The 13,444-nt window shown below is 62.9% G+C and carries 11 protein-coding genes; 3 read left to right on the top strand and 8 right to left on the bottom strand.

The window, feature by feature from the left end; genetic code table 11:
* Positions 1–1,218 carry an MFS transporter gene (locus RIG82_05455; protein MEQ9460378.1) on the top strand — a complete coding sequence of 406 codons (1,218 nt, stop codon included), beginning with the start codon at positions 1–3 and terminating at the stop codon, positions 1,216–1,218.
* Between the two features lie 13 nt (positions 1,219–1,231).
* Here RIG82_05455 and RIG82_05450 read toward each other — a convergent pair whose 3' ends face one another.
* The 4 genes from RIG82_05450 to ald form a co-directional block, all read right to left on the bottom strand.
* Complete coding sequence (locus RIG82_05450) at positions 1,232–1,834, bottom strand: nitroreductase family protein (protein MEQ9460377.1); 603 nt, start codon at positions 1,832–1,834, stop codon at positions 1,232–1,234.
* A 102-nt stretch (positions 1,835–1,936) separates the two neighbouring features.
* Positions 1,937–3,229: a TlpA disulfide reductase family protein gene (locus RIG82_05445; GenBank protein ID MEQ9460376.1), complete on the bottom strand. Its 1,293-nt coding sequence runs from the start codon at positions 3,227–3,229 to the stop codon at positions 1,937–1,939.
* An 84-nt stretch (positions 3,230–3,313) separates the two neighbouring features.
* A complete protein-coding gene (locus RIG82_05440; GenBank protein MEQ9460375.1) occupies positions 3,314–3,649 on the bottom strand; it encodes a hypothetical protein in 336 nt (111 codons plus the stop codon).
* Positions 3,646–4,770: an alanine dehydrogenase gene (gene ald, locus RIG82_05435; GenBank protein ID MEQ9460374.1), complete on the bottom strand. Its 1,125-nt coding sequence runs from the start codon at positions 4,768–4,770 to the stop codon at positions 3,646–3,648. Before ald ends, RIG82_05440 begins: the two co-directional genes overlap by 4 nt.
* 89 nt (positions 4,771–4,859) lie before the next feature.
* Between ald and RIG82_05430 the strand changes: the two genes are divergently transcribed.
* On the top strand, positions 4,860–5,891 hold the full coding sequence (locus RIG82_05430; GenBank protein ID MEQ9460373.1) for an MBL fold metallo-hydrolase: 1,032 nt from the start codon (positions 4,860–4,862) through the stop codon (positions 5,889–5,891).
* 79 nt (positions 5,892–5,970) lie between these two features.
* Here RIG82_05430 and RIG82_05425 read toward each other — a convergent pair whose 3' ends face one another.
* From RIG82_05425 to pulA, 3 genes are all read right to left on the bottom strand, one after another.
* Entirely contained in the window at positions 5,971–6,717 is a 747-nt protein-coding gene (locus RIG82_05425) for a PEP-CTERM sorting domain-containing protein (GenBank protein MEQ9460372.1), read from the bottom strand.
* A 166-nt stretch (positions 6,718–6,883) separates the two neighbouring features.
* Entirely contained in the window at positions 6,884–7,882 is a 999-nt protein-coding gene (locus tag RIG82_05420; protein ID MEQ9460371.1) for an NAD(P)-dependent alcohol dehydrogenase, read from the bottom strand.
* 125 nt (positions 7,883–8,007) lie between these two features.
* On the bottom strand, positions 8,008–10,572 hold the full coding sequence (gene pulA, locus RIG82_05415; GenBank protein MEQ9460370.1) for a type I pullulanase: 2,565 nt from the start codon (positions 10,570–10,572) through the stop codon (positions 8,008–8,010).
* Positions 10,573–10,830: 258 nt separating this feature from the next.
* On the opposite strand from pulA, the gene RIG82_05410 reads away from it, so the two are divergent.
* Positions 10,831–11,955 (top strand): hypothetical protein, encoded by a 1,125-nt coding sequence (locus RIG82_05410; protein MEQ9460369.1) that lies wholly within the window; start codon positions 10,831–10,833, stop codon positions 11,953–11,955.
* A gap of 154 nt (positions 11,956–12,109) precedes the next feature.
* Here the strand turns inward: RIG82_05410 and icd are convergent, their stop codons facing one another.
* The gene (icd, locus tag RIG82_05405) at positions 12,110–13,354 is read right to left on the bottom strand and encodes an NADP-dependent isocitrate dehydrogenase (protein ID MEQ9460368.1); all 1,245 of its coding nucleotides are present in this window, start codon (positions 13,352–13,354) and stop codon (positions 12,110–12,112) included.
* Positions 13,355–13,444 lie beyond the last annotated feature (90 nt).

Below are 13,444 nucleotides of genomic sequence, written 5' to 3'. Positions count from 1 at the left end.
GTGGGCCCTTGGCTGACGGAGAGCACCTGGGGTCGTCGGCTGCTGTTTACGGTGCTGTATTTCAGTGAGGGCGCGCCAATCGGCTACCTGTGGTGGGCGATGCCGGTACGCCTGAGCGAAGCAGGCATGGGGGTGGAGCGTGTGTCGGCGATCATGGCGGCTTTGACGCTGCCTTGGGTGCTGAAGTTTCTTTGGGCACCGGTGGTGGACGCGCTGCAGGGCCCTCGATGGGGGTTGCGTGCGTCGATCACGCTCGCCCAGGTTGTCATGGGCCTGGCTCTGGTTCCGCTGGCGGTGTTTCCTCTGGAGGACCTGCTGTGGTTGGGGGGCCTGCTGCTGATGACGCATGCTGTTGCCGCGGCAACGCAGGATGTGGGGATTGATGCGCTGGCGATCCGGGTGCTTCCCGAGGCTGAGCGGGGGACCGCGACGGGTTGGATGCAAGCCGGGATGCTCGCGGCGCGGTCGGTGTTCGGGGGCTTGTCGCTTTGGGCTGAACGCTACATCGGGCCACAGGGCGTGGTGGTGGCGTTGATCGGCTGTATCTGGTTCTCGATGACGCTGGTGTGGCTGGTGCCAGCTCAGGGATCGAGTGAGGGTCTGCGTGGTGTGGGCGCTCGATTGTGGTCAACCGTGGGTGCTCTGAGTCTTGTGATCCGGAAGCAGTCACTCTGGCTGGGTCTTGGGGTGGCGATGACAGCGGGGGCGGGGTTCGAGGCGGTGGGAGGTTTGATCGGTCCGATGCTCGTGGAGCGCGGGGTCGAGGCAGAGTCGATCGGAGCGTTTAGGGCGTTGCCAGTGGTGGGGTGCATGGTCGTAGGTTCGCTGATCGGCGGGATACTGGCTGACCGTATGGGTCATCGGCGGCTGGTCATCAGTTCGGTGGTGATGATTCTCGCTGCGGTGATGTTGCTGGTGGTGGTGGATCGGTCTGGCGTTCGCGGGGTGGGTTTGATGTCGGCGGCGTTGCCAGTGTTTCTGGCGTTGGGATCGCTGACCTCGGCGAGTTACGCGATGTTTATGGACCTCGCCGACCCACGCGTCGGCGGCACGCAGTTTAGCGCATACATGAGCGCCACGAATCTGTGCGAGATGTGGGCGGTGGCGCTGGCGGGGATGTTGGCAGGGGCTTATGGGTACGGCTTGGGGTTCGGCGTGGTCGCGGGGTTGTCGCTGGTGTCGATTCCCCTGGTGATGGGGTTGTCACGTCCGAAGTAAGACGCGGCTTTGCCTAGAACCGGTCGCGGATGACAACCTCGTCAATGGGGAGTTGCCCGGGCTTGGGCCAAGCGGGTTTGAGGGCTTTGCCGATGGGCAGGAGCATGCCGATGACGTGGTGTTCGGGGAGGTTGATCAGTTCGGCGACCTTGATCGGATCGAAGCCAATCATGGGACAGGAGTCGTAGCCCATGGCCTTGGCGGCGACCATGAGGGTCATCCCGCCGATGCCCGCGGAGCGCATGGCCTCGTCGCGTTGGAGTTGGGGGTTGTTCTGGTAGAAGGGCTTGATCATGGGGACGAGCTGTTTCTGAGCGGGCACGGGGGCATCACGCCAGTAGCGGCCGGGCTCGCGGTCCCAGGCATGCAGGTCGGCGCAGATGATGACGAGGATTGAGGCTTCGGTGACCTGGGCCTGTCCCCATGCGGCGGCCTGGATCTGCTGGCGGAGTTCGCGGTCTCGGACGACGACGAACCGCCAGTTCTGCATGTTGAACGAGGTGGGCGACTGGGCCGCGGCTTCGAGGAGCTTGAGTTCCTCAGCGTCGGTCATGTCGTGATTGGGGTCGAAGCTTTTGATGGCGCGACGCTGATAGATGGCTTCAAAGGTGTCCATGAGGTTCTTACTGGCTCCGGGGTCATCGGGAATGATCGCAAAGCATAGGCCCGACAGCTGGTGGGCGTCTCGGGCCTGCGTGGTGTTCAGGGGAGCGTGTTGCTATCGGGCGGCGGCGATGGGTTGGGCGATGGCGAAGGGGACCAGGCCATCGGAGTTGGCGATGAGCAGTTGGTCGGGCGTGGTGTCGTCGCCGGGGAGGACGTGGAAGCCCGCGCCGTGTGAGGGTCCGGGGACCCATCCGCGATAGACGACGTCGCCGTTGTCGAAGTCGTAGATCGTCAGCAGTCGAGCAGAGCCGACATCGTTGATCACGGCGTCGAGTTCGGGGGCGTGTCGTCGGAGGTGACCCGCCTGTTCGGCGCGACTGTAGTCGGCGAGGATGACAAGGTACCGTTTGTCATCAGTGCTTAGCTGGGCGAAGCGGAGGGTGAAGTCGGGGATGGTTTTACCCGCGGTGGCGATGTCGGCGGACCAAGACGCGTTGGCCTGGTTGTTGTAGGCGGAGAGATGCATCCTGATCGCGCTGCCATCGAGATCGAGTTCTGCTGTCGCGGCGGCGAGAGCCATGCCGTTGTCCATTGGGGAGATGGCGAAGTCGATCAGGGTGTCATCGGCGGGGAGATTCAGCGGGAGGGTGTTGGCCTTGATGCCCTCGGGGGTCTGGGCGGTGATGATGACCTGGTTGCGTTCGCCGATGAGGGCGAGGGTCTTGCCAGCGCGAGGGTGATCGAACCACCCGCCGGGCTGCGGGGCGGGGATCCAGGCCTCTTCGGTGCGATGGATCGGAGCTTGCTTGGTGAGCGTGTCGGGGTTGACCGGTTCGAGAATCCGGGTGCGGGTTTTAGCGGCATCGGTGGGGAGTGCTGCGCTGGCTTGAACCAGAGATTGGCCCGCGAGCAGGGTTTCGATCTCGCGGGCGTAGATCACGGGGCTATGAACCGGGTTGTACCCAATGTGGACGGCCTGGATCACACCTTGTTGGTCGATGATGACAAGATGAGGCAAGGCTTCGAGTCGGTAGCGATCCCAGAGCACTTTTTTTTCGTCAAGGACGAACTCGAAGCTGAGTTCTCGCTGATCAACAAACCGTTTAGCGGTCGCGCGATCTTCGCCCATGTTGACGCCAATGATCTTGACGCCTTGGTCCGCGTACTTGCTGTGGAGCTTCTGGATTTCTGGCATGGCAACGACGCACGGCCCGCACCAGGTGGCCCAGAAGTCGAGGATGACGACCTGGCCCTTGAGTTGGTTGAGTCGGACCGGATTGCCTTCGAGATTAGGGAGGGTAAAGCCGGGGGCGGGTTTACCGAGCAACGGGTGGGGGGCGTTCTGGGCGAGGGCCGGTAGGGCGGTAAAAAGCAGGGCAGCTGCGAGGGCGAGAATGCGGGTCATGGGTTTGCTCCCGGGGGTGAATCCGTTCTGGTGTCATCGTAAGGGGTAACTGGTGAGATGGATGGATTATTCGTCCGCGCTGACTCAGAGAAAACCTATAAAGAACACGACCGCCCCGATGAAAAACCCGGCGAGGCCTGCCTGGATGACGATCGCACCGAGGTTGGAGGTGGCGTCGTGGTTACGGTACTTGAACTCGCCGATGAGTATGCCGGCGAGGGCGCCTTTCATCAGCAGGCCCCCTGAGACGTGCCAGAGACCGGTGAACGTCCAGACATCAAGCAGCAGTAATAGGGGGTTCCCTTCTGCTGGGAAATAGATCTCGCCCCGGATCACATTGACGATCATCAGCAGGACGATCACCACCGGAACGATGTGGCCCAACCAGAGAACCGTGACCGGGTGGTTCTTCACACTCATGGCGATGCCTGAGCGGCGAGAATGTCTTGGGGTTCACGGGCTTCGAGGCCGTGGGCTTCAGCCACGGGGACGCAGGTCAGTTTGCCCTTGGCGGTATTGATGCCGTCCCAGAGTTCGATACGGTGGTTGCAGGCACTTGCGACGCCCCGGTCAGCGAGCAGCAGAGTCCAGGGGCGGGTGGCGTTGGAGAGGGCCTCCGTAGACGTGCGGGAGAAGGCGCCGGGCATGTTGGCAACGCAGTAGTGGACGATGCCTTCTTCGAGGTAGACAGGGTCCTGGTGGGTGGTCGGCCGGGTGGTCTCGCAGCAGCCGCCCTGATCGACAGCAATGTCGACGACCACGCTCCCGGGCTTCATGAGCTTGAGGTGGTGGCGTCGGATGAGTTTGGGCGCTGCGGCACCGGGCACGAGGACGGCACCGATGACCAGGTCCGTGTCCGGCAGCAGGGCTTCGATATTTTCGGGTGTGGAGTAGAGAGTGCGCACGCCTGGGAGTGCGATGTCGAGGTACCGGAGTCGTTCGGCGTTGACATCGAGGATGGTGACTTCGGCGTCGAGTCCGAGGGCGATTTTGGCAGCGTTGAGCCCCGCGGTTCCGCCGCCGATGACCATGACCTTGCCTGCGGGGACACCGGGAACGCCCGGGAGAAGGACGCCCGAGCCTTCGTGGTGTTTGGCGAGCATGGCGGCGCCGTAGATGGCGGACATCCGACCCGCGACCTCGGACATCGGTTCGAGCATGGGCAGCTTGCCGTTGACCGAAACGGTTTCGTAGGCGATGGCGGTGCAGCCGGTGGCGACGAGGGATTCGGTGAGCTGTTTGTCGGCGGCGAGGTGGAGGTAGGTGAACAGGATGTGATCCGGGCGGAGACGCTTGATCTCGATGGGTTGGGGTTCTTTGACCTTGATAATCATCTCGGCGTGGTGGAAGACGGAATCGGCATCAGGAAGGATGGTCGCTCCGGCTTGCTCGAAAGCGTCATCGAAGAAGCCGCAGCGGGCTCCGGCGTTGTGCTCGACGACCACCTCGTGCCCGCGGCGGACGAGTTCAGCGACGGTCATGGGAACAGTCGAGATGCGGTTTTCCTGGGGTTTGATCTCTTTGGGGATCCCGATACGCATGGCAGGCCTCCTGGTTTCGTGCGACACTGGCGTAGCGTACCACTGCGATGGTTGACAGTCTGGAGCCCGGTTGAACAAGGAGTCTGGTGATGATCCCGAAGCAGTCGAAGCATGATTGGTTGAGTCGGCGTGAGCTATTTAAGGCTGGCGCGATTGGGCTGGCAGGGATGGGAGTAGGCGGATCCAGGGTGCTGGCTCAGGAAGGTGAGGTGGTGGCTGCCCCTCCGGCTCAAGCGCCGGTTGAGTCGATGCCACAGGGCGCTGGCTTCTATCGATTCATGGTGGGCGATCTTGAGGTTGGTTTGATCGCCGATGGGGGTTTTGTGGCGCCAGCCTCGGTGTTTGGTGCCAATCAGCCGGAGGAGGTTGTGGCGGAGCATGCGCGTCGGAACTTCGCTGACCCGGCGGCCATGCAGTGTCATATTCACGGGCTGGTGGTCAAGACGGCAGAAGGCGTCGTGCTGATCGATACCGGTTGTGGGAACAACTTTGGCCCTACCGCCGGTTCCCTGGTGAAGAACCTTGGGCACTTCGGCGTCAAGCCTCAGGAGGTGACGACCGTCATCCTCACGCACCTGCACGTTGACCACATCGGCGGGATCGTTGGCGGAGAAGGGGCGGCCACGTTCCCGGAGGCGCAGTACGTGGTCGCGGGCGCAGAGGTCGATTTCTGGACCGGGGAAGCGGACCTGAGCCAGTCATCGATCGATCCGAACATGTGGGACTTCTTCAAGGACCTGGCTCGCCAGTCGGTGGCGAATGCCGGCGACCGACTGGTGCGCGTGCGTCCGGGCGGTGAGGTGGTGCCCGGCATCTCCACGATAGCGCTGCCTGGACACACGCCGGGACACTTGGGCGTGATGATCGATTCAGGTGGTGAAACCCTGCTGTACGTCTCCGACCTGATGCACAACGCCAAGATCCAGATGGCGAATCCGACGTGGCATGTCGCGTTCGACACCGACCCCAATCAGGCGGTGCAGACTCGGCAGCAGACGCTGGATCGTGTCGCTGTCGAGAAGCTGATGATCGCTGGCGCGCACCTACCCTTCCCGGCCGTCGGTCATGTTCGCGCAATGGGCGCGGGTTACGAGTGGGAGCCTGTGGCGTGGTCGTGGTGAGTTTGTGTGGGATCTGACTGATAGCCAAGCGGGCGCACGCTGAGGATGCGCACGCTTGCTTGGGGGGTGGTGTCGTGATTTAGTTGGAGCGTCTGGCGATCAGGGTGGCGCCGAGGGCGATGAGGGCGACGCTGGCAGGTTCGGGGACGGGGGTTTCGACGGAGAAGGAGGGTCCGATGTTAAACGAGCCTTTGGAGAGGGTGCCGAAGGAGTAGACGCCGAAGCTGGGCGCGCCGTAGGTGCCGTCGGGGACGACCGAGTTGGCGGGGACATGGTGGGCTGAATCGAGGAGGAAGGGGACGGCGTCGCCGAGAACCCCGAGCCAGTCGAAGGAACCGGCGGACCAGGGGCCGCCCACGGCGTCCATGGTGAGCTTGAGGGCGTAGACACGCTGGTCATCGAGTGGGATGGGATCGAAGTCGAAGTCGAGGATGGTGTGTCCGGTGGTCACCTCGGCGGCGGGGATGACGGCCTTACCGAGGAAGGTGAAGGTGTTGGCGGCGTCGGGCGCAAGGAAGGCGTTGGGATCGAAGCTGCCATTGGTGTCGAGCAGTTCGAGACGCACATCGCGCTGCTGGCGGGCGCGGAGCGCGATGGAGACACGGCCCATGGTCTCGTCCATGTCGGGCGAGAAGAAGATGGTGGTAGTCCAGATGGGCTTGGTGGTGGAGGTGCCCAGTGAGTCCTCGTGAGCACCGATGAAGTATGAGTTTGTCGGGCGGATGTAGCTCATCGCGTTGACATCGACGGTCTCGGGGTCAAAGTTCGCCGCGATGACGCCGGCTGAAGCCAGTGAAGCACTCGACAGAGCAGCTGTGACGAACATAAAAAGGATGGTGCGGTTCAGCATTGTTCTCTCACTCCTCCAGAGTCCACAACTTGACACAATCATTAGTGAAGTTAGCCAATGAATAGCACACCCACTGGAGCTAGCCAGCGGGCGTTACAGAATTTTCTCGGCCTGTCACACTGGGAAAGAGGAATGTGAGGATTCAGCGGGTCAACACAAGTCGGTAGCGTGGCGAACCCGAGCGGAGTTTCTCAAACGCGTCGTTGATCTTGTCCATCGGGAAGGTCTCGATGACCGGAGCGATGTCGTGGCGGGCGCAGAAGTCGATCATGCGTCGGGTTGTCCCCGGGCTGCCGAGTGGCGAGCCGCTCAGGGATTTCTGGCCAAGAAGCATCGGGAAGACGGGGAGAGTGATGTCCGGCGCGGCCCCGACGACGTGCAGCCGACCTTTGGGGGCGAGAGCGGACAGGTACGTCGGCCAGTCGAGCGTGACGTTGACTGTGGAGAGGATGAAGTTGAGAGAACCCTCGATCTTCTTGATAGCGTCGGGGTCGCGAGAGTTGACAATGTGATGCGCGCCTAGATCGCGGGCTTCCTGAGCCTTGGCTTCGGACGAAGTGAACGCCATCACCTCACAGCCCCACTTGCTCAGGAACTGGAGGGCGAGGTGCCCGAGTCCGCCGATGCCGATGACGCCGACACGGTCGGTGGGCATCACGCCGAACTGTTCGATTGGGTTATAGACCGTGATGCCCCCGCAGAACAGCGGGCCAGCGGCGATCGGGTCGAGCCCATCGGGCAGGGGGGTGACCCAAGACCAGTGGGCACGGACTTTGTCGGCGAATCCGCCGTGGCGGCCGAGGATAGTCCCCTCCACAGTCGGGCAGAGGTTGTGGTCGCCGCCCATGCACTGATTGCAGTGCATGCACGAGCGAGAGAACCAGCCGAGGCCGACGGTTTGACCGACCTTGAGACCCGGCACGTCATCAGCGAGCTTGGCGATGCGTCCAGCGACCTCGTGCCCACCGACGAACGGGTAGGCGGTCATGCCCCACTCGTTATCAAGCATCGAGAGATCGGAGTGACAAATCCCGCAGGCGGTGACATCAATCTCGACCTCCCCAGGACGAAGGTCGCCGGGGTCAAACGCATGAGGCTCAAAAGCGGCTTTAGCGGCAGGGGCGGCGTAGGCTTGGAACATGGTGAGGCTCCGTACAGGTGTTCAGAAGCCAGACCCTATCCACAGCAGGACGCGTTGTCGCCGCTACGGGTGGGAATGCGTTGTTTATGTGATTGATCTACGAAGAAACTCAGTACGAACCGCGATCACTCCTGCCACACCACCACCATCGAGTAGGGCGGCAGCGTCAGCTCGCCCGTCGCCGCGCCCAGCGGCTTGTCTGCCGAAGCCTCCTCGGCGTTCACGACGACAGACCAAGTGCCTTCGGGGAGGGGAAGGATGTGGGCGTCGGGCTCGCCGTTGTAAGCGACCAGGATCCTGGACCAGGAGTCGCCGAGGGCGTCGCCGTCGAGTTCGAACGCCACGAGCTTGTCGAGCATCAGGAAGCGCATGTGCTGGCGCACGGTCGCTGCGTCGGGAATCCGGAAAGCCGGGTGAGCCTTGCGGATGGCGATGAGCCCGCGGGTGTAGTCGTATACGTCGGCGTAATCGAGCTTGCGGGGCCAGTCGAACTTGTTGACCTCATCGCCAGCGTTATACGAGTTATGGTTACCGCCTTTGGTGCGGGCGAAGTCGGACCCGCCGTGGAGGAACGCAGCACCCTGCGAGGTGAGCACCATGCCGAGGGCCAGCTTCTGCATCGCTCGCTTCTCGTCATCGGTAGCGTTGGGGAGGCTATAGACGAGCTTGTCCCAGAGCGTGCGATTGTCGTGGGCAGAGACGTAGTTGATGACCTCCGCAGGGTCATCAGCGAAGTCGTCGATGGCTCCTGCCGCACCTTCACGGATCGCTTCGATATCCCCGCCAGGGCCGTTGGCGAAGCCGGTGGTGTCGCCATCCAGGTCGCCGCGCACAGCGTTGCGGTAGTGGTCGTTGAAGACGGCCATCGCCAGACCACGCTGAGCGCCCTTGGGGAAGTGGGTGATGCCCCCACCGGTCCAGGGCTCGCCATAGAGCGTGATGTCGGGTCGCAGCCGGAGCAAGACATCGCACACAGCCTCGACGGTTTCCGGGTAGTGCGTGCCGAGCAGGTCGAATCGATACCCGTCGATGCGGTACTCGTTGGTCCAGAACACAAGCGAATCGATGATGTACTTGCGCACCATCGGGCGTTCGTCAGCGATCGAGTTGCCCACCCCCGCGTCGTTCATCAACAGCCCATCGTCTGTCGTGCGGAAGTAGAAGTTAGGGACCGTCTGGTCGAAGTGCGAGAACTCGAAGCTCGATGACGTGTGGTTGTAGACGACATCGAGAATCACGCGGATGCCCGCCTGGTGCAGACCCTGGATCGTCTGCTTGAGTTCGGTCGGCCCAGCCATCGGATCACGAGGGTCACTGGCGTAGTTCGACTCCGCCACATTGAACAGGGCGGTCCAATAGCCCCAGTTGTATTCGCCGATCGCCGCGGAGAAGTCCTGGATCGGCAGCAGGTGCACCGCGGTGACGCCCAGGTCGAGAAGGTGGTTGATACCAGTGGAGGGCTTGCCCTCAGAGGCAGGGTTCTCGTGGATCAGGCCGAGGTAGGTCCCGCGCAGCTTCTCGGGGACTGTTGGGTCGGCGATGGTGTAATCGCGGACATGAATCTCGTAGATGATCTCATCGGTCTGGTGCGCACGAGGCGGGGTCGGCACACGCCCCCAACCCTCGGGGTCGGTGCGATCGAGATCGAGGATGACCGATCGCTGAGAGTCGAAGGTCGCTCCGTAGCTGTTGATGTCCGCGGCGATCCGTGTCTGGCCGTAAGAGACGAACCGGTAGACATACGCCCTGCCGTGATGGTCGCCGGGAACTGTCAGCTCCCAGACACCTTTGTCGCCAAGGCTCATCGCCAGCGTCTCGTCGGGCTGGTCACCTGCGGGATCGTTGTAGATCAGGATTTCAGCAGAAGTCGCAACGGGGGACCAGACGCGGAACGTCGTGGACGCCTTGCTGTAGCGGTAGCCGAGTTCAGCATCGAGCGGGGTGTACCCCGGGGCGTTCAGGATGTCGCGGGCGTAAACCGTGCGGTCCTCAAACTCGGGGATGCTCACCTTGAGCAGCCCGACATGCTCAGGCTGGACCCGGCGGGTCAGGTGCAGGTCATAGATGATCCGGGCCGAGGTCTCGCTCTTGGCTCGCGCGGCTCGGGAGACCGAGTACGTCGTCGGATTCTCATCGTCCGTGGTGTGCACACGGATGGCGGTGCGCTGCCGGGGCGTGAGTTGGCCGGAGAGCGCGATGCGCACGCGGTCCTCATCGTCCAGAAATGCGGCGATGAGCTTGGTGGAGAGGTCAACACGGCCGGGAGCGGGATAGATCATGCTGTCGCCTGACACGAGCCAGACCTCCGTGACATAGGTGTCGGGTGAGAGGGTAACGAAACGGTCACGGGCTACATCCCGAGCCTCCCAGTTGTTCTTCCGCAGGAGGAAGCCGAGTCGCTTCGAGGCATCGTCGAACGGAACCGCGAGATACGGACCGAAGCCGGTCTCACCCGTGAAGTCGAGCTGCCCGCCATCCTCACCCTCCACCCACCCCCAGAGGTTCCAGCCGTCGTAGTCGCCGTCGGCACGGTGGTAGTGGATCACCAGCAGATGCTGAGAATCGCCGGGCTGGCGCTCGTAATGATCAGCAACGGAGACCGGCGTGACCTCCTGCGCCAGAGCCAGGCTCGGCAGGGCGATGACGATGAGCAGCAGGACGGAGAACTGACGAAGGAGTCTGAGAGTCATGACGAAGGGTCCTGATGGAGTGTCCAGAGAGTTTAACCGGTTCAACGACCGGACTCCATCACCCCCCTTGGTCACCGAAAATCGCGACTCCGGCTCACGGTTGTGGTGGAAGCACTAGGGGTTTACGGACGAACAGGCCACTCTGCGCAGCCTTCAAGTCATCGGCGCGTAACACTTGGCGAGTCGGGCGTGTCGCCCGGGGCTGATTGGAGTTGTACGGGATGAGACCCGCCGACCGGATCGAGACCATCAGAAAGGATGGGACGCATCATGGAGAAGGGCTCTGTTAGCACACGGATCTTCAGGACCTCGGCACTCGTCGCGAGCGCTCTAGCGCTGATCGGCGTCGCCGACTCGGCACAAGCCGCAGGCTGGGCTCCGTCGGCGATCACAGTCTCGCCGACGGTCAACCTCGGCATCCCGTCGCCTGACCTCGTACCCGGCAAGGAGTACAGCGACCACTCCGACAAGAACGACCTCGGCTTCTTCGATCTCGATCAGGTCCTCGCTTGGGACGGCATCTTCCCTGGCGGGACTGCCGACAGCTGGGACTACTCAGGCTCGCGCCTGCTCCCGGGAGCCCCCCTCGAAGCCAATGTCGATGCCCTCGCCGCATCGGGTGATGCGCTCTACCAACCAGTGACCAACGACCAGGTCGCTCTGCTCTTCTCGGTCGGCGATCTGGGTGTTGGCGGGCCCCTCGGCGATGGCAACATCTACGTCGAACCCGCCACCGCAGGTGGAGGAGCCCCCGCAACCACCATCTGGGCCGACCCCTCAATCATCGACCGCAACGGCGTGACAGACCTCGACGCCCTCGAAGTCTGGGGTTCCAACGCGTCACCAACAGACGACGCCAAACGCTACTCGATCTATGGCGATCCCTTCGTCGAGATCGCGCCATCAGTTAGCGCCAAGGTCGCCATCTGGCAGTACGACTCGGGCGCGAACACCTCACTCCCGCACACCCTCACCGCCGACCTGGCGATGGCCATGGACCGCCAATACGGGTTCAACGGCCTCGGCCCGGTCTTTGGCCAACTCGTGGAGCTGATGGATGTCGACGCCACGATGGTTTTTGCCGAACAGGTCATGTTCAGCATCGCCCCACTGGACCTCTCGGTCTTCAGCCCGCTCCTCCCGAACTTCGATGGCGGCGAGATCTTCGTCTACGACGGACCCGGCTCAACTACCCGCTTCCTCGACCACGGCGGGCACCTCTGGGACACCGCCTTCGACATCGTCGGAACCTTCGGCCCCAACGGCCTCGGCCTCCCCATCTTCAGCGAAAACATCAACGCCCTCGAAGCCGTCGCCACCCCCGAACCCGCCTCCGCGGTCCTGCTCACCCTCGCACTGGCCGGAACCCTACGCCGACGCTGACCCAGCTTGAACCAACCGCCGGCCCTCCGGAGAAGGGACCCGGAGGGAGAGGATCAAAGCCCCGGCTGCACCAAGTGGCCGGGGTTTTTGTTTCAGTCGCTCATCGACGTCACATTAAGAAAAAAACAGTTCTGCACGGACAGGCACTTGCTCCCTACATCCCCCCCACCACCGCCTCCCCAAACTCCGAACACTTCAACAACTTAGCCCCCTTCATCAGCCGTTCAAAGTCGTACGTCACCGTCTTCGCCCCGATCGCCCCGTTCATGCCTTTGATGACGAGGTCGGCAGCCTCGTGCCAGCCCAGGTGACGCAGCATCATCTCGCCCGACAGGATCACCGACCCGGGGTTCACCTTGTCCTGGTCAGCATACTTCGGCGCCGTACCGTGCGTCGCCTCGAAGATCGCGTGACCCGTGTCGTAGTTGATGTTCCCGCCCGGCGCGATCCCGATCCCGCCCACGCACGCCGCCAAAGCGTCCGAGATGTAGTCGCCGTTGAGGTTCAGCGTCGCGATCACGTCGTACTCCGCCGGCCGCGTCAGGATCTGCTGCAGCATCGCGTCGGCGATCACGTCCTTGATGATCAGACCCGCACCCGCCTTACCCTCGGGGATCACATGCCACGGCCCGCCATCCAGCGGGACCGCCCCGAACAGCTCCGCTGCCGTCTCGTAGCCCCATTTCATGAACGCCCCCTCCGTGAACTTCATGATGTTGCCCTTGTGCACCAGCGTCAGCGACGGCCGCTTGTTGTCGATCGCGTACTGGATCGCCGCCTTGACCAGCCGCCGCGTCCCCTCCTGCGAGACCGGCTTGATGCCCAGCCCCGCCGTATCGGGGAACCGGATCTTCTTGAACCGATCCGGGAAATTCTCCTTCAGCAACGCCTTGAACTTGGTGTTCTCCTCGCTGCCGTGCTCGAACTCGATGCCCGCGTAGATGTCCTCGGTGTTCTCCCGGAAGATCACCATATCGGTGTCCTGCGGCCGCAGCACAGGCGTCGGCACCCCCGTAAACCACCGCACCGGCCGCAGGCAGGTGTACAAGTCCAGAATCTGCCGCAGAGCGACGTTCAGCGACCGGATCCCGCCCCCCGTCGGCGTCGTCAGCGGGCCCTTGATCCCCACCAGATAGGTCCTAAACGCATCCAGCGTCGCGTCAGGCAGCCAGTTCCCCGTCTGATTGAACGCCTTCTCACCCGCCAGAACCTCCATCCATGCAATCTTCCGCTCACCCCCGTAAGCCTTCGCCACCGCCGCATCCAGCACCAGCTGCGACGCCCGCCAGATGTCCGGCCCCGTCCCATCCCCCTCGATAAACGGGATGATCGGGTGGTTCGGGACGCTGAGAACGCCGTCCTTGAGCGTGATGGGCTGGCCGTTGGCAGGGGTGGTCACGGTGGTCTTCTCCGAAGCGGTTCAAAGCGGTCACGGAACACTGAGTCGGGGAGTTTAACACGGTGGGCGGATCGGTCTTGCAGTCCCGAG

The sequence above is a fragment of the Phycisphaeraceae bacterium genome, assembly GCA_040222855.1.
Classification (GTDB): domain Bacteria; phylum Planctomycetota; class Phycisphaerae; order Phycisphaerales; family Phycisphaeraceae; genus Mucisphaera.
The sequence above is the reverse complement of the archived record's forward strand: the minus strand, read 5'-3'. Positions and strand labels throughout refer to the sequence as shown.